At 74.1% G+C, this 19772-nt stretch carries 19 protein-coding genes; 8 read left to right on the top strand and 11 right to left on the bottom strand.

Annotated features, from left to right (window positions below; genetic code table 11):
• The 3 genes from BM339_RS25930 to BM339_RS25920 form a co-directional block, all read right to left on the bottom strand.
• Positions 1–181: helix-turn-helix domain-containing protein (locus BM339_RS25930; protein ID WP_143118591.1), on the bottom strand; the 181-nt coding region annotated here is incomplete at its 3' end.
• 108 nt (positions 182–289) lie between these two features.
• Complete coding sequence (locus BM339_RS25925) at positions 290–2170, bottom strand: propionyl-CoA synthetase (protein ID WP_075022473.1); 1881 nt, start codon at positions 2168–2170, stop codon at positions 290–292.
• A 116-nt stretch (positions 2171–2286) separates the two neighbouring features.
• Positions 2287–3717 (bottom strand): MFS transporter, encoded by a 1431-nt coding sequence (locus BM339_RS25920; RefSeq protein WP_021597803.1) that lies wholly within the window; start codon positions 3715–3717, stop codon positions 2287–2289.
• 289 nt (positions 3718–4006) lie between these two features.
• On the opposite strand from BM339_RS25920, the gene BM339_RS25915 reads away from it, so the two are divergent.
• Complete coding sequence (locus BM339_RS25915) at positions 4007–5764, top strand: selenocysteine-specific translation elongation factor (RefSeq protein WP_075022472.1); 1758 nt, start codon at positions 4007–4009, stop codon at positions 5762–5764.
• Positions 5765–5907: 143 nt separating this feature from the next.
• The gene (locus tag BM339_RS25910; RefSeq protein WP_021600021.1) at positions 5908–7101 is read left to right on the top strand and encodes an RtcB family protein; all 1194 of its coding nucleotides are present in this window, start codon (positions 5908–5910) and stop codon (positions 7099–7101) included.
• Between the two features lie 15 nt (positions 7102–7116).
• Here the strand turns inward: BM339_RS25910 and BM339_RS25905 are convergent, their stop codons facing one another.
• A complete protein-coding gene (locus BM339_RS25905) occupies positions 7117–7923 on the bottom strand; it encodes an alpha/beta hydrolase (protein ID WP_075022471.1) in 807 nt (268 codons plus the stop codon).
• A gap of 143 nt (positions 7924–8066) precedes the next feature.
• On the opposite strand from BM339_RS25905, the gene moaA reads away from it, so the two are divergent.
• Genes moaA through BM339_RS25890 form a run of 3 tightly spaced genes read left to right on the top strand, consistent with a single transcriptional unit; the run spans position 8067 to position 9951 of the window.
• Positions 8067–9056, top strand: coding sequence for a GTP 3',8-cyclase MoaA (moaA, locus tag BM339_RS25900; protein WP_024936461.1), 990 nt, complete (start codon positions 8067–8069; stop codon positions 9054–9056).
• Between the two features lie 5 nt (positions 9057–9061).
• A complete protein-coding gene (gene mobA / locus BM339_RS25895; protein ID WP_024936462.1) occupies positions 9062–9628 on the top strand; it encodes a molybdenum cofactor guanylyltransferase in 567 nt (188 codons plus the stop codon).
• Positions 9629–9678: 50 nt separating this feature from the next.
• Positions 9679–9951, top strand: coding sequence for a DUF6457 domain-containing protein (locus tag BM339_RS25890; RefSeq protein WP_024936463.1), 273 nt, complete (start codon positions 9679–9681; stop codon positions 9949–9951).
• On the opposite strand, the gene BM339_RS25885 is transcribed toward BM339_RS25890, so the two are convergent.
• Positions 9948–10190, bottom strand: a complete 243-nt coding sequence (locus tag BM339_RS25885; RefSeq protein ID WP_024936464.1) for a hypothetical protein — start codon at positions 10188–10190, stop codon at positions 9948–9950. The genes BM339_RS25890 and BM339_RS25885 overlap by 4 nt on opposite strands.
• 82 nt (positions 10191–10272) lie before the next feature.
• Here BM339_RS25885 and BM339_RS25880 point away from each other — a divergent pair, with 82 nt between their 5' ends.
• Positions 10273–11769: a DHA2 family efflux MFS transporter permease subunit gene (locus tag BM339_RS25880; protein WP_075022470.1), complete on the top strand. Its 1497-nt coding sequence runs from the start codon at positions 10273–10275 to the stop codon at positions 11767–11769.
• Here the strand turns inward: BM339_RS25880 and BM339_RS25875 are convergent.
• Positions 11698–13005: an FAD-dependent oxidoreductase gene (locus BM339_RS25875; RefSeq protein ID WP_075022469.1), complete on the bottom strand. Its 1308-nt coding sequence runs from the start codon at positions 13003–13005 to the stop codon at positions 11698–11700. The genes BM339_RS25880 and BM339_RS25875 overlap by 72 nt on opposite strands.
• Complete coding sequence (locus BM339_RS25870; RefSeq protein WP_075022468.1) at positions 12995–13795, bottom strand: tryptophan 2,3-dioxygenase; 801 nt, start codon at positions 13793–13795, stop codon at positions 12995–12997. The genes BM339_RS25875 and BM339_RS25870 overlap by 11 nt, the downstream gene beginning before the upstream one ends.
• Positions 13796–13940: 145 nt before the next feature.
• Between BM339_RS25870 and BM339_RS25865 the strand changes: the two genes are divergently transcribed.
• Positions 13941–15044, top strand: a complete 1104-nt coding sequence (locus BM339_RS25865) for an alpha/beta hydrolase (RefSeq protein ID WP_143118590.1) — start codon at positions 13941–13943, stop codon at positions 15042–15044.
• On the opposite strand, the gene BM339_RS25860 is transcribed toward BM339_RS25865, so the two are convergent.
• Genes BM339_RS25860 through BM339_RS25850 form a run of 3 tightly spaced genes read right to left on the bottom strand, consistent with a single transcriptional unit; the run spans position 15041 to position 17512 of the window.
• Positions 15041–15415, bottom strand: a complete 375-nt coding sequence (locus BM339_RS25860) for an FmdB family zinc ribbon protein (RefSeq protein ID WP_075022467.1) — start codon at positions 15413–15415, stop codon at positions 15041–15043. The two genes, BM339_RS25865 and BM339_RS25860, sit on opposite strands and share 4 nt — an antisense overlap.
• A 7-nt stretch (positions 15416–15422) precedes the next feature.
• The gene (locus BM339_RS25855; protein ID WP_075022466.1) at positions 15423–16694 is read right to left on the bottom strand and encodes a hydroxyacid-oxoacid transhydrogenase; all 1272 of its coding nucleotides are present in this window, start codon (positions 16692–16694) and stop codon (positions 15423–15425) included.
• Between the two features lie 8 nt (positions 16695–16702).
• A complete protein-coding gene (locus tag BM339_RS25850) occupies positions 16703–17512 on the bottom strand; it encodes an N-acyl homoserine lactonase family protein (protein ID WP_021596772.1) in 810 nt (269 codons plus the stop codon).
• 109 nt (positions 17513–17621) lie between these two features.
• Between BM339_RS25850 and BM339_RS25845 the strand changes: the two genes are divergently transcribed.
• Positions 17622–19268 carry a class I adenylate-forming enzyme family protein gene (locus tag BM339_RS25845; RefSeq protein WP_256255454.1) on the top strand — a complete coding sequence of 549 codons (1647 nt, stop codon included), beginning with the start codon at positions 17622–17624 and terminating at the stop codon, positions 19266–19268.
• Here the strand turns inward: BM339_RS25845 and BM339_RS25840 are convergent.
• Positions 19265–19759 carry a MarR family transcriptional regulator gene (locus tag BM339_RS25840; protein WP_021596774.1) on the bottom strand — a complete coding sequence of 165 codons (495 nt, stop codon included), beginning with the start codon at positions 19757–19759 and terminating at the stop codon, positions 19265–19267. The genes BM339_RS25845 and BM339_RS25840 overlap by 4 nt on opposite strands.
• Positions 19760–19772: the final 13 nt, after the last annotated feature.

Below are 19772 nucleotides of genomic sequence, written 5' to 3'. Positions count from 1 at the left end.
TGCGCCGATCGGCCAGCCCGTCCCATCCCTGCCGCCGGTACCGGCCCACCCAGCGGTGCGCGCATTGCCGCGACACTCCCAGCTCGGCCGCGACGTGGGCGACCGGGCGGCCACCGAACACGACACGGCGAACCAGCAGGCATCTGCCGTGGAAAGTCAGACGGGCGTTAGCGTGGCTCACTGAGACCTCCGGGTGCTGGTGAAGCGTGCAACTCCACTACGCCCGGAGGTCTTCTTGCTGATCAAACACCTACCGGTCAGGTGTCACCAAGATCATGGCCAAGTACAGCTAGGCCTTCCGGAGGACCGGGCGCAGATCGTCCAGCACGTCCGGGTCCTCGATCGTGGACGGGACCGCCACCTCCTGCCCGTCGGCGATGCCCCGCATCACCCCGCGCAGGATCTTGCCCGACCGGGTCTTGGGCAGCGCCGGCACGACGGAGATCTCCTTGAGCGCGGCGACCGGCCCGACCTGGTCGCGCACCATCCTCACGAGCTCTGCCGACAGCTCGCCCGGCTCGGCCAGCACGCCGCTCTTGAGGACGACGAGGCCGCGCGGCACCTGCCCCTTGAGCTGGTCGTGGACGCCGATGACCGCGCACTCGGCGACGGCCGGGTGGGACGAGATGACCTCCTCCATCGTCCCGGTGGACAGCCGGTGCCCCGCCACGTTGATCACGTCGTCGGTGCGCCCCATCACCCACACGTAGCCGTCCTCGTCGATGTGCCCGCCGTCGCCGGTGAGGTAGTGCCCCGGGTACTTCGTCAGGTACGACTCGACGAACCGCTCGTCGTCCTGCCACAGCGTGGGCAGCGTGCCGGGCGGCAGCGGCAGCCGGATCGCGATGTCGCCGTCCCCGCCGGGCGGGACGGACGACCCGTCCGGCGCGAGCACCCGCACGTCGTAGCCCGGCACCGGGACCGACGGCGAGCCCGCCTTGACCGGCATCGGCTCCAGCCCCCGCAGGTTCGCCACGATCGGCCAGCCGGTCTCGGTCTGCCACCAGTGGTCGATGACGGGGCGGTCCAGGACGCGCGACGCCCACCGGTAGGTGTCGGGGTCGAGCCGCTCCCCGGCGAGGAACAGCGTGTCCAGCGCGGCCAGGTCGTGCCCGGCGAGCAGCGCGCCCTCCGGGTCCTCCTTCTTGATCGCCCGGATGGCGGTCGGCGCGGCGAACAGCACCTTCACCCGGTGCTGCGCGGCGACGCGCCAGAAGGCGCCCGCGTCCGGCGTGCCCACCGGCTTGCCCTCGTACAGGACCGTGGTGCAGCCGGTGAGCAGCGGCGCGTACACGATGTAGGAGTGCCCGACGACCCAGCCCACGTCGGACGCCGCCCAGAACACGTCGCCGGGGCCGACGCCGAACACGTTCTCCATCGACCAGCGCAGCGCGACCGCGTGCCCGCCGTTGTCGCGGACGACGCCCTTCGGCCGCCCGGTCGTCCCGGACGTGTACAGGATGTAGAGCGGGTCGGTGGCGGCGACCGGCACGCACTCGGCGGGCCCGGCGGCGGCGACCGCCTCGTCCCACTCCACGTCCCGGGGCCGGACGAGGTCGGCGTGCAGCTGCTCGCGCTGCCGGATCACGCACCGCTCCACCTTGTGCCGGGCGAGCTCCAGCGCCTGGTCCAGCAGCGGCTTGTAGGGGACGATCCGGCCGGCCTCGATGCCGCAGGACGCCGACACGACCGCCTTGGGCCGCGCGTCGTCGATGCGGACCGCCAGCTCCTTCGCCGCGAACCCGCCGAAGACCACCGAGTGCACCGCGCCGATCCGGGCGCACGCCAGCATCGCGATGACCGCCTCGGGGACCATCGGCAGGTAGATGACCACCCGGTCGCCGCGGTCGACGCCCTGCGCGCGCAGCGCCCCGGCGAACCGGGCGACGAGCCCGGTCAGCTCCCGGTAGGTGTAGGTCCGCACGGTCCCGGTGACCGGGCTGTCGTAGACCAGCGCGGCCTGCTCGCCGCGGCCCTCCTCGACATGCCGGTCGAGGGCGTTGTCGCAGGTGTTGAGCTCGCCGCCGGTGAACCACCGGTAGAACGGCGGCGCCCCGTCGTCCAGGACCCGGTCGGGCGGGACGAGCCAGCGGACGTCCCGCGCGGCCAGCCCCCAGAAACGGGTCGGATCGGCGATGCTGCGTTCGTACGCGGCCGCGTAGGCGCCCATGTCGTCCTCCCGGTGCCGGGTCCTCGCCCGAGTGTGCCCTTGAGGCCCCAATCGGTGATTCGGGCCGCACACCTATAGGGCATGGCGCGGGCCCGGTTCGTCAAGGGCCCGCGCCGTCACACCGGGTGACGCACGGCGTGCGCGACGGCGATGAGGGCGGCCAGGGCGGCCCCCGCGGCCACGATCCAGAAGCACGTCTCGTACGCGCCGAGCGTCGGCGCGCCGGAGCCGGCGACGACCCGCCCGGCCAGGATCGACGCGGTGGCGGCGCCGGCGATGCTGCCGCCGGTGGTGCGCACGAGCGAGTTGATCCCGCTGGCGATGCCGCTCTGGTCCATCGGGACGTGCCGGACGGCGAGCGTGCCGAGCGCCGCGTAGGCGATCCCGAACCCGATGCCCTGGATGGAGCTGAAGGCGAGCATGTCGTACGGGTGGGAGTTCGACACCGCGAGCCACGCGTAGCACAGCCCGGCGAAGGCGGACCCGGTGGCGAGCGTGTAGGCGGTGCCGATCCGCGCCGCGATCCGGCCGGCCATCGCCGAGAAGACGAGCATGGTCGCGGTGCTCGGCAGCATGTAGAGGCCGACGTCCAGGACCGAGCCGTCCAGTCCGTACCCGAGCTCCGCGGACGGCGCCTGCACGAACCCGGCGATCAGCGTGAACGCGGCGAACATCGAGAAGCCGAGCAGCGCCGAGATGACGTTCGCCGACAGCGACCGCGGGCCGACCAGCAGGTTCAGCCGGACCAGCGGCGCGCGGACGCGCAGCTCGATCACCACCCACGCCGCGCACAGCACGGCGGCGCCGCCGAACAGGCCGAGGACCCGGCCGGACGTCCAGCCCCACGCGTTGCCCTGGCTGATGCCGAGCAGCAGGGCGGCCAGCCAGACCGCGAGGACCGCCGCGCCGACGACGTCGGGCCGCCCGCCCGCGCGGACGCCGACGTCCCGGGCCGTCACCGCGACCAGCACGAGCACCGCGGCGGCGAGCGCGGCGGCGACCCAGAACACCGGATGGTGGCTGGAGGTGCGCGTCGCGATCAGCCCCGTCACGATCATGCCGGCGCTGCCGCCGACGCCCATGGTGGCGCTGACGATGCCGATCGCGGTGGTGACGCGCTCCGCCGGGAACGTGTCCCTGATCATGCCGATCGAGAGCGGGATCAGCGCGGCGGACACGCCCTGCAGCGCCCGGCCGCCGATCAGCACCGGCAGCGAGCCCGACACCGCGCACAGCACCGAGCCGGCCAGCAGCAGGGCGAGGGTCAGCAGGACCATCCGCTTCTTGCCGTACATGTCGCCGAACCGCGTCAGCAGCGGGGTCGCGACCGCGCCGGCCAGCAGCGACGCGGTGAACACCCACGTCACCGCGGTGATCGAGACGTCGAAGATCTCCATGAGCCGCGGCAGCAGCGGCAGCACGAGGGTCTGCTGCACCGACACGACCATCCCCGCGGCGGCCAGCGCGAGGAGCGTGATCCCGGTGTGCCGGGCGTCCGCGGGCGGGCGCCCGGTCTCCTCGCGCGCCTTGGCCGGGGCGCCGGTCATGCGAACCTCCCGCGTCGGCCGGTCGCCGGGGGCCGGCGCGGCGCTCCATTTACTTAGCGAACGTAAGTGTACGGCGGGGGTGGTTATTCCCCGCCATGTCACCCCATGGGTGACGGGGAGGAATCGCAGGTGGAATGCGGGCCGCTCGCGTGTCCGGTTTTGGTGCGGGGCCCCGGCCTCCATAAGCTTGCCTTCCGTGGACCTTCGTCTGCGCGGCCCCCGTCGTTCGTCCCCCCGGCACGGCTCGTCTTCGTGACGCCTGCCGCGGTCAGGTCCGGAAAGGACGCTGATGCAGGTCGTCTCCACCGCCGGTCACGGTGGGCACGGGAAGTCGGCGCTCGTGCGCGCCCTCACCGGCACGGAGCCCGGCGAACCGGGTGCCTGGACCGAGCTGCCGTCCGGGCGGCGCGTGGCCTTCGTGGACGTCCCCGGAGACGAGCGGTCCGTCCCGGCCATGCTCGCCGGGGCCGCCCCGGCGCCCGCCGTCCTGCTCGCCGTCGCCGCCGACGAGGGCTGGATGCCGCAGACCGCCGAGCACCTGGAGGCGCTCGGCGCGCTCGGGGTCCGGTCCGGCGTCCTGGCGGTCACCAAGGCCGACGCCGCGGACCCCAAGCTCGCGCTGCGCCTGGTCCGCGACAAGCTCGCCGGCACCGCGCTGCGCGGCATGGAGGCCGTCCCCGTCAGCACCGTCACCGGGGCGGGGATCGACGAGCTGACCGCCGCGCTCGACCGCCTCGCCGGCCGGCTGCCCGTCCCCGACCCGGCCGCCCCGGTGCGGCTGTGGGCCGACCGCGCGTTCACCGCCGGGCGGCAGACCGTCGTCACCGGCACCCTCACCGCCGGCACGGTCGGCGTGGGGGACGAGCTGCTCCTCATGCCCGCCGGCGAGCGCGTCCGGGTGCGGACGATCGGCTGCGCGGGGGAGCCCCGCACGTCGGTCGGCGGCGTCTCGCGCGTCGTGCTGACCCTGCGCGACGCGGGCCGCGTGGAGGCCGGCATGGCCCTGGTCACCCCCGGCGCGTGGACCCACACCACCTGCGTCGACGTGCGCACCAGGTTCGGTGAGGCGTCCGGCCGGCTGGCCCGCCGGATGACCCTGCACCTCGGGTCCGCCGCCGTCCCGGTCGGGCTGCGCCCCCTCGGCCCCGACACCGCCCGCCTGACCCTGAACACCCGGGTCGCCCTGCACCTCGGCGACACCGGCGTCCTGCGCGACCCCGAGCGCCGCTCCATCGCCGGGGTGAGCGTCCTCGACGTCCGGCCGCCGACGCTCGTGCGGCGCGGCGCCGGGGCGGCCCGCGCGCGGGAGCTGGCGTCCTGGCCCGACCGCCCGGACGGCACGATCGTGCTGCGGCGGCACGGCGTGCTCCGCCGGTCGGAGCTGTCGCTGATGGGCTGCGCGCCGCCGGAGGACGCGGTCGCGCTGAACGGCGAGTGGGTCGCCGACCCCGCGCACTGGGAGTCGCTGTTCGAGCGGCTCGCCGAGGAGACCTCCCGGCACGCCGCCGCGAGCCCGCGCGCCCCGGGCATCCCGCTGGAGACCGTCCGGCTCCGCCTCGGGCTCCCGGCCCGGCAGCTCGTCACCGCCCTGGTCCGCCCGCCGCTGCGGGTGGACGCCGGGCGCGTCTACGGCCCCGTGCCCCCGCCGGCGCCCGCCCCGGCACCGGAGCCGCCGGCCACCGCGATCGCCGCGACGCCGCCCCCGCCCTGGGCGGCGGGCGTGCAGCGCCTGCGCGCCGACCTCGCGGACTCCCCGTTCGACCCGCCGTCCCCGGAGCGCCTCGGCGAGCTCGGCCTCACCGGCGAGGTGCTCGCCGCGGCGGAGCGCGCCGGCGCGGTCGTGCGCATCGAGGACGAGGACGGCGACATCGTGCTGCTCCCCGGCGCCGACCGGGAGGCGCTGCGCGTCCTGACCGGCCTGCCCCAGCCGTTCAAGCCCGCGCAGGCCGGGGAGGCCCTGGGAACCAGCCGCCGGGTCGCCGTGGCGCTGCTGCGCCACCTGGACCGGCTCGGCCTCACCGAACGGCGCCGCGCCGAGAGGTCATGAAGCGGGCGGTCATAGGCGGTCATGAAGCGGCGGTAATGAAGCGGCGGTCATGAACCGCGCGGCGGCGGGAAAACCGGTTGAACCGCGATCGGTGGTTCTGGCGTCATAGATCACGGTTCGGATCCCGTCGACGAAGGAGTGGCATGCCGTACCAGACGCTGAAGGGCGGCCGTGTCCCCATCCGGATGTGGACCGACCCCGGCACCGTCGAGGACCTCGCCCTCGACCAGCTCCGCAACGTCTCCGCCCTTCCGTGGGTGGAGGGCCTCGCGGTGATGCCCGACGTCCACTACGGCAAGGGCGCCACCGTCGGCTCGGTGATCGCGATGAAGGACGCGGTGTCGCCGGCCGCCGTCGGCGTCGACATCGGCTGCGGGATGACCGCCGCCAAGTCGTCGCTCACCGTCGAGGACATGCCGGACGACCTGGCGGGGCTGCGCAGCCGCCTGGAGAAGGCGATCCCGGTCGGGCGCGGCTCCCACAAGCAGGCCGTGGACCCGTCCGGGCTCCCGAACCTGAAGGAGCGCGGCTGGTACGACTTCTGGAAGGCCTTCGACGAGCTGCACCCGGCGGTGCGGTCCCGGCTCGGCCGCGCGCGGTCCCAGATGGGCACCCTCGGCGGCGGGAACCACTTCCTGGAGCTGTGCGCGGACGACAAGGGCGCGATCTGGCTGGTCCTGCACTCCGGCTCGCGCAACATCGGCAACGAGCTGGCCGAGCAGCACATCGAGGCCGCCCGGAGGCTCCCGCACAACCAGGACCTCCCGGACAACGACCTGGCGGTGTTCCTGACCGGGACGGCCAAGATGGACGCCTACCGGCACGACCTGTTCTGGGCGCAGGAGTACGCGCGCCGCAACCGCGCCGTCATGATGGCGCTGGCGCAGAACGTCGTGACGCGGCGGTTCGGCGAGAAGCGCTGCAAGTGGAACCAGGTCATCTCCTGCCACCACAACTACGTGGCCGAGGAGGAGTACGGCGGCGTCGAGCTCCTGGTCACCCGCAAGGGCGCGATCCGCGCCGGCCGCGGCGACCTCGGGATCATCCCGGGGTCCATGGCGACCGGCACCTACATCGTGCGCGGGCTCGGCAACGACAGCGCGTACAACTCCGCCTCGCACGGCGCGGGCCGCCGGATGAGCCGCAACAAGGCCCGCAAGAGCTTCACCGTCGAGGACCTCGTCGAGCAGACCCGGGGCGTCGAGTGCCGCAAGGACAGCGGCGTCATCGACGAGATCCCGGGCGCCTACAAGGACCTGGAGACGGTGATCGAGGCGCAGTCCGACCTCGTGGAGGTCGTCGCGCACCTGCGCCAGCTCATCTGCGTCAAGGGCTAGAGACGGGGCGAGAGGTCAGGAGAGGGCGCGGTCGATGAACGCGGTGACGTCGGCGAGGACCTCGTCGCGGTTGGTCTCGTTGAAGACCTCGTGGCGGGCGTCCGGGTAGAGGCGCTCGGTGAGGTCGTCCCCGCGGACGGTCTCGATGCCGATCCGGGTGTCCTGCGGACGGACGAGCTCGTCGGCGTCGCCGTGCACGTAGAAGGTCGGCAGCGCGCCGAGGGAGCCGTGCTCGTCGATGCGCCGGAGGGCGGTGTCGAGCGCCTGGACCGTCGTCTTCTTGAACGGGCCGTGCCAGATGAGCGGGTCCTCGGTGTAGGCCTTGCCGACGGCGGGGTCGCGCGACAGCGTGGACGTGTCGATCGGCTCGTCGGGCATCTCCTCCAGCGGCAGCAGCTGCTCCGCGACGTGCCAGCGGCCGAGGACGGGCCCGGACAGCACGAGCGCGGCGAGGACGTCGCCGTGCAGCTGGGCGTGGCGGGTGGCGATCAGCCCGCCCATCGAGTGGCCGATCAGGACGACGGGCAGGCCGGGATGGTCGGCGAGGGCCGCCTCGACGGTGGTGTGCAGGTCGGCGACGACGTCCTCGAAGTCCTCGATCAGCACGCGCTCGCCGGCCGAGCGGCCGTGCCCCATGTGGTCGGGCCCGCACACCACGGCCCCGTGCCGCACGAGGACGTCCGCGACGTGTTCGTACCGGCCGAGGTGCTCGCCGTAGCCGTGCGCGAGGACCGCGATGTAGCGCGGCTCGCCGTCCGCCCAGCTGCGGACGGTGATCGCGCCCCGCGTCCCGGCGAACTCCCACTCCCGCGACGTCGTCACTCCGGCCTCCCTCTCGCTCGACGGAACGTAACGGTCTCTCGCGATGGGACGGATCGTCAACCACCGCAATAGGGTGGAGTGACAGACCGCAACCCACCGGCGGCCCGCGAGCCGGGCCCGCCGGGCATCAGGAAGGGGCGCCCGTGCTGGTCGACACCTTCGGCCGTACCGCGACGGACCTGCGGGTCTCCCTCACCGACCGGTGCAACCTGCGGTGTGCGTACTGCATGCCGCCGGAAGGGCTGGACTGGCTGCCGAAGCCGGAGCAGCTCACCGACGACGAGGTCGTCCGGCTGGTCGGCCTCGCGGTGCGCGACCTCGGCGTCACCGAGGTCCGCTACACCGGCGGCGAGCCGCTGCTGCGCCGCGGCCTCGCCGAGATCGTGCGGCGCACGGCGGAGCTGTCGCCGCGCCCGCAGATCTCGCTGACCACCAACGGGATCGGGCTCGACCGGCTGGCGGCGCCGCTGGCCGGGGCCGGGCTCGACCGCGTCAACGTCTCCCTCGACACCCTCGACCGCGAGACCTTCCAGCGGCTCGCCCACCGCGACCGGCTGGAGGACGTGCTGCGCGGGCTCGAGGCGGCCAGGGCCGCCGGACTGGAACCCGTCAAGATCAACACGGTGCTGATGCGCGGGATCAACGACGGCGAGGCCGTCCCGCTGCTGCGGTACTGCCTGGAGCACGGCTACCGGCTGCGGTTCATCGAGCAGATGCCGCTGGACGCCCAGCACGGCTGGACCCGCAAGAACATGATCACCGCGGACGAGATCCTGGACCGGCTGTCCGCCGAGTTCGACCTGGCCCCCGACACCGCGCACGACCGCGGCAGCGCCCCCGCCGAGTCGTTCCTGATCGGCGGCGGCCCGGAGACCGTCGGCGTGATCGGCTCGGTGACCCGGCCGTTCTGCGGCGCCTGCGACCGGGTGCGGCTCACCGCCGACGGGCAGATCCGCAACTGCCTGTTCGCCACCGAGGAGTCCAACCTGCGGGACGCGATGCGCGACGGCGCCACCGACGCCGAGTTGGCCGAGCGCTGGCGCAAGGCGGTCTGGGCGAAGCGCGCCGGGCACGGCATCGACGACCCGTCGTTCCTGCAGCCCGCGCGGCCGATGTCCGCGATCGGCGGCTGACCGCGGTGCGCGGCGGCGCGGAGTTCGACGCCGTGCTGCTGGCCGGCGGGCGGGCGCGGCGGTTCGGGGCCGACAAGCCCGCCGCGGCCGTGGGCGGGCGCGCGCTGATCGAATGGACGGCCGCCGCCGTCGCCGGGGCGGCCCGGCTGGTCGTGGTGGGGCCGCCGCGGGACGTGCTGCCGGACGCGGTCGTCGTCCGCGAGGACCCGCCCGGCGCCGGGCCGGTGCCCGCGCTGCGCGCCGGGCTCGCGCGGGTGCGGGCGCCGAGGCTGGCGCTGCTGGCCGCCGACCTGCCGTTCCTGCGTCCCGTCCACATCGCCCGGCTCCTCGACGCGATGGGGGAGCGGCCCGGGGCGGTGCTCGTGGACGAGGCGGGCCGCGAGCAGTGGCTCGCCGGCTGCTGGCGCACCGGCGCCCTGCGCGCCGCGCTGGACGGCCACGACGGCGCCGCGCTGCGCGGCCTGCTCGGCCCGCTGGAGCCGGCGGCGGTGGCGCTGCCGGCCGGTGCCCGTCCCCCCTGGTACGACTGCGACACCCCCGAGGAGCTGGCCGCCGCCGGCCGGCTGCTTTGATGGTGCGAGAGTGGGCAGGTCACCAGGACCATGCGCGAAGGGGGAACCCAATGCCGGTGCTCGACGACTGGATCAACGCCGCCTGCCGCGAACTCGGCCTGGAGCGCGGCGACATCGACCAGGGCCTCGTCCTGGACCTGGCCCGCGACGTCGCGCACGGGGTCGCGCGGCCCGGCGCGCCGCTGACGGCGTACCTGCTCGGCCTCGCGGTCGGGCGCGGCGCGCCGGCCCGCGACGCCGCCGCCCGGCTGACCGAGATGGCCGAGGGCTGGCAGGCCGAGGTGCCCGCGCCGGCGGGCGAGCCCGCCCTGGACGACGCCTAGCCCCGGTCCGCGGGGGCGTTCCGCTCGGCGACCGGCACGACGTCCTTCAGGAAGTCGCGGCGGGACAGGAAGGCCGACAGGCTCTCGCGGTGCTCGTCGCAGGCCAGCCAGATCTTCCGCCGGTCCGGCGTGTGGATCTTCGGGTTGTTCCAGCGCAGCGCCCACACGGCGTCGGCGCGGCATCCCTTGGCGGAGCACAGCAGTTCCTCGGGGCCGGTCCCCGGAGCGGAGTCGGTCATCCGGCCACTGTGGCACAGGGCGCCGGTGCGGAACGGCCCGGCCCCGCGTTTCGCCGGGCCGGGCCCCGGATAGGAGGGTCCCGTGCGGACAGCGGCCGCGGAGCACGGCGAGGAGGGGCGGCGGCGCTGGCGGGCGCTCTCGGTCTGCCTGGTGTCGGCGTTCATGACCTTGCTGGACGTCAGCATCGTCAACGTCGCGCTCCCTTCGATCCGGGCGGGCCTGGACGCGTCCCCGGCGGAGCTGCAGTGGATCGTGTCGGGGTACGCGCTGACGTTCGGGCTCGTCCTCGTCCCGGCCGGGCGGCTCGGCGACGCCCGCAGCCGCCGCGCGGTGTTCATGACCGGGCTCGCGCTGTTCACGGTGGCGAGCGCGGCGGCGGGCATGGCTCCGACGGTCCTGTTCCTCCTGCTGGCGCGGCTCGTGCAGGGCGTCGCGAGCGGGATCCTCAACCCGCAGGTCGCGGGGCTCATCCAGCAGCTGTTCCAGGGCGCCGAGCGCGGGCGCGCGTTCGGCGCCCTCGGCGCGGTGATCGGGATCGCCACGGCCGTGGGACCGCTGCTCGGCGGCGCGCTGATCGCGCTGTCCGGGCCCGAGGAGGGCTGGCGGTGGGTGTTCTACGTCAACATCCCGGTCGGGGTCGCGGCGCTGTTCCTGGCGTGGCGGCTGCTGCCCGCCCCGGTCTACGGGGAGCGGCAGGGCCTGGACCCGCTCGGGGTGCTGCTGCTCGGCGCGGGCGTCTTCTGCGTTCTGCTGCCGCTCGCCCAGGAGCAGCAGTGGAGGACGGACCTGAAGTGGCTGCTGGTCCTCGGGGGCGCCGTCCTGATCGCGCTGTTCGCCCTGTGGGAGCGCCGGGCCGCGGCGCCGATGGTCGACCTGGCGCTGTTCCGGCTCCGCTCCTACACGCTGGGCGCGGCGATCGCGCTGCTGTTCTTTGCCGGGTTCACCGCGGTCTTCTTCATCTTCACCCTCTACCTGCAGAACGGCCTCGGCTACAGCGCGCTCGGGGCGGGCCTGGCGATCACCCCGTTCGCGGTCGGGTCCGGCGCGGCGTCCGCGGCCGGCGGCCGGGTCGTGACGCGCTACGGGCGGTCGCTCGTCGCCGTCGGCCTGTGCCTGGTGCTGGCCGGGCTCGGCGCCGCCTGGGTCGCGGTCGAGCTGGTGCCGGGCTCCGGGGTCGCCTGGGCGACCGCGGCCCCGCTGGCGGTGGCCGGCGTCGGCACGGGCCTCGTCATCTCGCCGAACCAGACGCTGACGCTGTCGCAGGTGGACTCGACCGAGGGCGGCAGCGCGGCGGGCGTCCTGCAGACGGGCCAGCGCGTCGGCACCGCGATGGGCATCGCCGCCGCCGGGTCGGTGTTCTTCGCGACGGTCGCCGGGACGGGCGGGGACTGGGCGGCGGCGTTCCGGCACGGGCTCATCGTCATCCTGGTGTTCGTGCTGGCGGCGCTGGCGGCGGCCGGCGCGGACCTCGCCGCCGGCCGCCGCGAGCGGCGCCGCGGCGCCGCGCTAGCGCCGGCGGCGGAGGGCGCGCGCGCCGAGACCGAGAGCCGCCGCGGCACCGGCGACGGCCGCGGCTAGCACCAGGTTCTGCCGCCTGATCCGGGCCGGGATCTCCGCGTACGGCATCGTCGAGAACGACACCAGCTCGTAGCGGGAGACGTAGCGTCCGGCCAGGCGCCGCTCCAGGGCGTGCGTCGCGGCCTGCTTCGCCCGGTACACCGGGGACGACACGCGGTCGCGCATCTCCACGAAGTTGTCCAGCGCCATCTCGGCGATCGCGTCGGTGTTGGCCTTGCGCCGCTCCTGGTAGAGGGCCAGCGCGCGGGCCCAGTCGCCGCCCGTCTCGGTCAGGCACCGGTCGATCTCGATGCAGTCCTCGAAGGCGCAGTTGGCGCCCTGCCCGAAGAACGGGACGATCGCGTGCGCGGCGTCGCCGAGCAGCGCCACGGTCGCGCCGTCCCCGCGGACCGTCCACGGCCAGCAGCGGACGGTGACCAGCGAGCCGACCGGGTTGTTCGCGTAGTCGTCGACCAGGCCGGGCATCAGGCCGGCCACGTCGGGATAGTGCCGCTCGAAGTAGGCGGTGATCTTCTCCGGCGAGTCGAGGGCGGCGAGGTCGTCCTTCGGCCAGAACAGCGTGCAGGTGAACGACCGGTCGAGGTTCGGCAGCGCGATCATCATCGAGGTGCCGCGGGGCCAGATGTGCAGCGCGTCGGGGTCGAGGGCGAACCCGCCGTCCTTCGGCGGGACGGTCAGCTCCTTGTAGCCGTGCTCCAGGAAGTCGGCGTCCTCGCCCGGCCCGAGGGACCGGCGGACCGCGCTGTAGGCGCCGTCCCCGGCGAGGACGACGCCGGCGGGCTCGGGGTCGCCGTCCTCCAGCAGGACGGCCCCGGCCGCGGTGTCGACGCCGGTGACGCGCCGGGAGAAGCGCAGCGTGACCCCGGGCGTCGCCTCGGCGGTGTCCAGCAGCGACCGGTTGAGCTCGGCGCGGCTGATGGAGTTGATCGCGCGTTCGCCGTCCGCGCTGTAGGGCTGGAAGTTCGGCGCCCCGCGCAGGGGGTGGACCATCCGCCCGTGCATGGGCAGCGCCCGCTTGAGCGACCGGTCGCGCAGCCCGACCTGCTCCAGCGCGGCCAGCCCGCGGGCCGAGATCGCCAGGTTGATCGAGCGGCCGCGCTCGGCGCCCGCGACGCGCGGGTCGGGGCGCCGCTCGTACACCGTCACCGGGATGCCGCGGCGGCCGAGGAGCACCGCGAGCAGGCAGCCAGCGAGGCCAGCGCCGACGATCGCGACCCGGTCCCGGTCACCCGCCATGGACGGGGACCTCCTCGGTCTGCGAGCGGACCTCCCACAGGTCGGGGAAGGCGGGGGCGAACAGGGTGCGGCGCAGGTAGTCGGCGCCGGCCGACCCGCCCGTGCCGATCTTCGCGCCGATCGTCCGCTCCACCATCTTCAGGTGCCGGTACCGCCATTCCTGGATGCCCTCGTCGACGTCGACCAGCGCCTCGCACACCTCGGCGGCCGGCCCGGACTCGTCGGCGTAGACGGTGAGGAGCACCCTCTGGACGCCGGGGTGCGGCTCCCACTGCCGGGAGACGTCGCGCTCCAGCGCCTCCGCGGGGACGGGCAGCCCGCGACCGGCGAGGTAGCGCAGCAGCGAGTCGAAGATCGACGGGCGGGTGACGGCCGCCTGGAGGCGCTCGTCCCCGCGCAGGTCCGAGGCGGGGAACCCGCGCCGGCCGAGCACGGCCTCGATCTCGCGGAACTGCTCGCTCTGGAAGCCGCTGGAGTTGCCGAGCGCGTCGCGGAAGGCGGCGAACTGCCGGGGCGTCATGGTCTCCAGGACGTCGAGCTGGCCGACCACGGTCTTGAGGATCTTGGCGATGCGGCGCGCGGTGTGCAGCGAGCCCGCGCTGTTGCCCTCCTCCAGCCGGCGCTGCAGCAGCGCCGCCTCGTGCAGGATCTGCTTGAACCACAGCTCGTAGACCTGATGGATGATCACGAAGAGCAGCTCGTCGTGGGCCCGGGTCTTCGGCTCCTGGCAGGCCAGGAGCTCGTCGAGCTTCAGGTAGCCGCCGTACGTCATCGTCGGCGAATCCGCCATCACGCCTCCTTGCGACACAACGGATGTGGTCCGCAGCATATGGGATCGTTCCGCCCATCCAGGGGATGGGTGGCCCTCGGCCGCACATTCCCGGCACCCCCTACGATCAGAACGCTATTCGGTATCGGGCTCCGGGAGGTACGGGATGGGCGGGATCGTCAGGGAGTTCGTGGGGCTGCCGTCGCCCCTGGCCGGACGGGCGGGCGCGGGCGGCCACCCGTGCCAGGGCGTCTACCACCGCCCGGCGGGCGCCCCGCCGAAGACCGCGTTCATCGCGACCCACTACAGCGTCGACTTCTCCGAGCACTACCTCGCCGAGCACCTCGCCGCCCGCGGGTACGGCTTCCTCGGCTGGAACACCCGCTTCCGCGGCGACGGGGCCCACTTCCTCCTCGACCACGCCCTCGCCGAGATCGGCACCGGCGTCCGCTGGCTCCGCGAGCGGGCCGGCGCCGAGCGGATCGTCCTGCTGGGCAACTCCGGCGGCGGGTCGCTCATGGCCGCCTACCAGTCCCAGGCGGTCCGGCCCAGCGTCACGCCCGTCGCCGGGATGCGCCCGGTCCCGGCCATCGAGGACCTGCCGGCCGGCGACCTGTTCATCGCCCTGGCCGCCCACGCCGGCCGCCCCGAGGTCCTCACCGCGTGGATGGACCCGTCGGTGACCGACGAGACCGATCCCCTGTCGGCCGACCCGTCCCTCGACCCGTTCGACCCCGCGAACGGGCCGCCCTACCGCGCTGGGTTCCAGGCCCGCTACCGCGCCGCCCAGCGCGCCCGCAACGAGCGCATCACCGACCGGGTCCTCGCCCGCCTGCACGCCCTGAAGGGCACCCGCGCCCGCGACGAGCTGTTCACCGTGCACCGCACGTGGGCCGACCTGCGGATGATGGACCCGTCCATCGAGCCGTCCGACCGGGAACCCAACCGCTGCTACCTGGGCGAGCCGGTCAAGGCCAACTACGGCGTCTTCGGCATCGGCTCCCTCTGCACGCTCCGGTCGTGGCTGTCGATGTGGAGCCTGCGCACGTCGCAGTGCTCCGCCGCGCCGCACCTCGCGCGGATCACCGTCCCGTCCCTGGTCGTCCACGCCACCGCCGACGAGGGCGTCCACGACAGCGACGCGCGCGCGATCTTCGACGCCCTCGCCGCGTCCGACAAGACGCTCGACTTCATCAAGGACACCCACTACCTGCCGCGCTCGCGGCCCTGGGCCGCCGACCTCATCGACGCCTGGGTCCGCGACCACTAGGCGGGCTTCTCCGGGCCCGGCCCCGGACGCGGGTCGCCGGCCCGGAGCGGCGCGTGCTCGTAGCGGCCCTCGTGGGCGAGGACCGGCCGCCGGTCGCCGGCCAGCTCGGGATGCCGCTCCTCCAGCGCCCGCCGCTCCTGCGTCGTCCGCCGCAGCTCGGTGACGTACTCGCGGTCGCCCTCGCGGGTGCCGCGCCACGTCTGCGGCATCATCTCCGGCGGCGGGGGGACGGACGCCGTCCCGAGCAGCCCGCACCGCGCCGGGACCTTCACCGTCGCCGCCCCGCACGCGCAGGCCGGCAGCGGCGCGGTGAACGACTGGATCACCTCGAACCGGTGGCCGGCCTCGCACCGCAGCTCGTAGATCGGCACGGCCGCCTCACCACAGCCGCAGCGAGCGCTTGAAGATCTCCGCCACGGCGTCCTCGTCCACCGGGCGCGGCGAGGTCGCCAGCAGCCGCTGCTGCTTCATCGTGCCCTCCACCAGGCCGGGGATGTCGCCCTCGGTGTAGCCGACGCCCCCGATCCCGTCCGGGATGCCGATGTCGCGCATCAGGTTCAGCACCGCCCGCGGCAGGTGCTCGGCCGGGTCGTTCGGCCGGTCCAGGCGCGGGTCGAGCAGCTCGGCCGCCCGCACGTGCTGCTCCGGGCGCGCCTGGTAGGTGAACCGGAACGCCTCCGGCGCGGTCAGCGACACCGACATCCCGTGCGGGACGAGCGCCTCCCCGTCCGGGTAGCCGGCGGGGTGGAAGTCCTTCACCATCCCGGCGATCGGGTAGGCGTTGGCGTGCGGGATGTGGACCCCGGCGTTGCCGAAGCCGAGCCCCGCGAACGTCGCCGCGAGCGCCATGTCGGCGCGGGCCCGCCGGTCGTCGCCGTCCTGGACGGCCTTGCGGAACGACCGGGACAGCAGGCTCAGCGACTTCTCCGCCCACATGTCCGACACCGGGTTGGCGCCGCAGTAGGGCACCCGCTGCTCGGCCTTCTTGCGCTCGAAGTCGTCGAAGGGGCGGGCGGTGTAGCTCTCCAGGGCGTGGCAGAGGATGTCCATCCCGGCGGACGCGGTCACGCCGGACGGCTGCGACATCGTCAGCTCGGGGTCGACCACCGCGAGCGTCGGGCGCATCCGCGGGTGGCTGATGCCCGTCTTGACCCGCAGGTCCAAGACGTCCAGGACGCACACGGTCGTGCTCTCCGCGCCGGTCCCGGTCGTGGTGGGGACGGCGACCAGCGGCAGCAGGGGCCGCTCCGGCGCCCGCCCGTCCCCGATCGGCGGGTTCAGGTACTCGGCGAGGTCGCCGTCGTTCGTCGTGAGCAGGTTGATCGCCTTGGCGGTGTCGATGCTCGATCCGCCGCCGACGGCCACGTAGGCGTCGTAGGGGCCGGTCTCCCGCGCGTGCTCGACGGCGTGCCGCAGGCTCGCGTCCGTCGGCTCCACGCGGACGCCGTCGAAGACCGCCGCCTCGACGCCGTACGCCTTCATCGCGTCGGCGATCCGCTGCGGGCCGCCCGTCGCGGAGACCCCGGGGTCGGTCACCACGAGCACCCGGCGCGCCCCCAGCTGCGTGAGGTCGAAGCCGAGCTCGTCGGCCGCTCCCGTGCCGAACTTCAGCTGGGGCGCACCGTAGGTGAAGACCGTTTCGTTCGTCATGACCGTCCTCAGGTGTAGAAGGCGTCGGGCGCCCGCCGCAGCGAGTCCAGCTGTTCCGCGTCGTGCCCGAACACCACCGTCGCGTCGCTCTTCTCCGCGATTCCCCGGATCTTCTCCACCGATGCGTACCAATCGCCGAGATCGCTGACGATCGCGGCGGGCGTCGCGGGCGGGCCGTAGGACTCGCCGAGGTAGACCGCGTCCGACGTGAAGATCATGGTGCCGGTGTCGGGGAGGTCGACCTTCATCGCCATCGTGCCGGGGGTGTGGCCCGGTGCCTCGATGAGGGTGACGCCGGGCAGGAACTCGGTGTCGCCGGAGACGGTCTCGAAGTCCAGGCCCTCGTAGTCGGCCTTGAGGTGCGCGCCCTCGAACTCGCCCTCGAACCCGAACGCGAAGTCCTTCTCCTTCTGGTTGCACACCAGCCGCGCGCCGGTCCCCGCGAACTGCCGGACGTTGCCCGCGTGGTCGAAGTGCAGGTGCGACAGCACGACGAAGTCGAGGTTCTCGGGGCTCACGCCCACCTGGCCGAGCCGCCGGTCGAGGTACTGCTCCTCCTCGACCTGGTCATAAGGGAAGAACTCCTGCAGGCCGCTCGGCTCCCAGCGGGTCTCCCAGTCGCGCGGGCAGCTGGTGTCCCACAGCAGCGTGCCCTCCGGGGTCTCCACGAGGACGGTGTGGGTGGTGCAGCGCACCCACTCGCTCGGCTCGCCCTTCTCGCCGCGCGGCCGGATCGTCCGGCCCGCCTTCAGCAGGAGCCACGTCAGGTCGCAGCTCATCGCCCCGCAGTCGAGCACATGCAGCCTCGTCGCCGCCATCACGCCACCTCCGCGAGTCCGGTACCACCTCCACCGTGACATCGCCGTCCGATAAGTCAACAAACGACCCTTCTCGACCTGCACAAACATCTGGGATATGCCTGGAGGCATGAGCCCTGGAGACATGAGCGTCGACGCCCGCCCGTGGCTCGCGCGCTACGGCGAGGGGATACCGGCCGGCATCGAGCCCGAGTACGCGAGCGCCCTGGACATGGCCGCCGTCACCGCGGCCGCGCATCCGGACGCCGACGCCCTGCGCTGCCGCGGCGAGCGGATCACCTGGCGCGACCTCGGCCGCCGCTCGGACGCCTTCGCCGCCGCCCTCGCGGCCGAGGGGTTCGGGCCCGGCGACCGGGCCGCGCTGTACCTGCAGAACGTCCCGGAGTTCGTGATCGCGCTGCTCGGCGTCTGGAAGGCCGGCGGCATCGCCGTCCCGGTGAACCCGATGAACAAGGCCCGCGAGCTCGACCTCGTCCTGCGCGACTCCGGCGCGAGCGCCCTGGTGGCCCTCAGCGGGCTCTACGAGGACGTGGCGCGCGAGGTGATCGCCGGCACCGGGGTCGGCACCGTCGTCACGGTGGCCGAGCCGGACCGTCCCGCCGCCGGCACGCGCGACCTCGCGGACCTCGTCGACCGGTTCGCGGACCGGTCCCCGGCCGAGCCCGCCCGCCCCTCCCCGGACGACGTCGCCCTGCTCACCTACACCTCGGGGACGACCGGGCCGCCCAAGGGGGCGATGAACACCCACGGCAACCTGGTCTTCAACGCCCAGACCTACCGCGACTGGATCGGCATCGGCCCGGGCGACGTGATCCTCGGGGTCGCGCCGCTGTTCCACATCACCGGCATGGTCGGGCACGTCGCGCTGTCGCTGCTGACCGGCGCGCGGCTCGTGCTGATGAACCGCTTCGACCCGGCGCGCGCGATCGACACGATCCGGGCCGAGCGCGCCACCTTCACGGTCGGCTCGATCACGGTCTTCATCGCGCTGCTCAACGCCCCGAACGCGGCGCGCGACGCGCTGGCCACCCTCACCAGGATCTACTCCGGGGGCGCGCCCATCCCGCCGAGCACGGTCGCGGCGTTCCGGGACGTCTTCGGCCAGTACATCCACAACATCTACGGCCTCACCGAGACGACCTCGCCGTCCCACGCCGTCCCGCTCGGCGCCGAGGCGCCGGTGGACCCGGTGACCGGGGCGCTGTCCGTCGGGGTCCCGGTGTTCGACACGGTCGTCCGAGTGGTCGGCGACGACGGCCGGGAGCTGCCGCCCGGCGAGATCGGCGAGCTGGTCACCTCCGGCCCGCAGGTGGTCCCCGGCTACTGGAACAAGCCGGAGGAGACCGCGGCGGCCCTGCCGGGCGGCGCGCTGCGCACCGGCGACGTCGGCTACATGGACGCCGGCGGCTGGTTCTACCTGGTGGACCGCAAGAAGGACCAGATCAACGCGGGCGGCTACAAGATCTGGCCGCGCGAGGTCGAGGACGTCCTGTACGAGCACCCGGCCGTCCGCGAGGCCGCGGTCGTCGGCGTCCCGGACGAGTACCGCGGCGAGACCGTCAAGGCGTTCGTCAGCCTCCGGCCCGGAGCGGACGCCGAGCCGGAGGAGCTGATCGGGTTCTGCCGCGACCGCATGGCGGCCTACAAGTACCCGCGCGTCGTCGAGATCCTGGACGAGATCCCGAAGACCGTCACCGGGAAGCTGCTCCGCCGGGCCCTCCGCGACCGGCCGCCGGGACCGGGCGGGCGGGGCTAGCCGAGGTCGCCGGTGGTCAGGCGGACCTGGCGCAGGGCGGCGGTGAGCTCGGCGGCCTCGGCGGCGGGGAGGCCGGCGATGCCGAAGGCCGACTCGTTGAGGGCGAGCGTGGCCTCCTCGGCGAGGTCGCGGCCGGCCGGGGTGATGGTGGCGAGGACGACGCGGCGGTCGTCGGGGGAGGGGCGGCGGCCGACGAGGCCGCGCTGCTCCAGGCGCCCGATCACGTTGGTGACCGACGCGGGGTGCACCATGAGGCGCGCGCCCATCTTGCCCATGGGGAGCGTCCCGGTGCGGGCGAAGGCCAGGAGGCGCAGGGCCTCGTAGGCGGCGAACGTCAGCCCGAACGGCTTGAGGACGGCCTCGATCCGGCTGAGCAGGAGCTGCTGGGCCCGCATCACCGAGGTGACGGCCGCCATGTGGTCGGCGTGCTCGGGCCAGCGGGCGCTCCACTGGCGGTGGGCCTCGGCGATCGGATCGGGTATGTCGGGCACCGGGCCACCGTAT

This window comes from Actinomadura madurae (genome assembly GCF_900115095.1).
GTDB classification, from domain to species: Bacteria; Actinomycetota; Actinomycetes; order Streptosporangiales; family Streptosporangiaceae; genus Spirillospora; species Spirillospora madurae.
The sequence above is the reverse complement of the archived record's forward strand: the minus strand, read 5'-3'. Positions and strand labels throughout refer to the sequence as shown.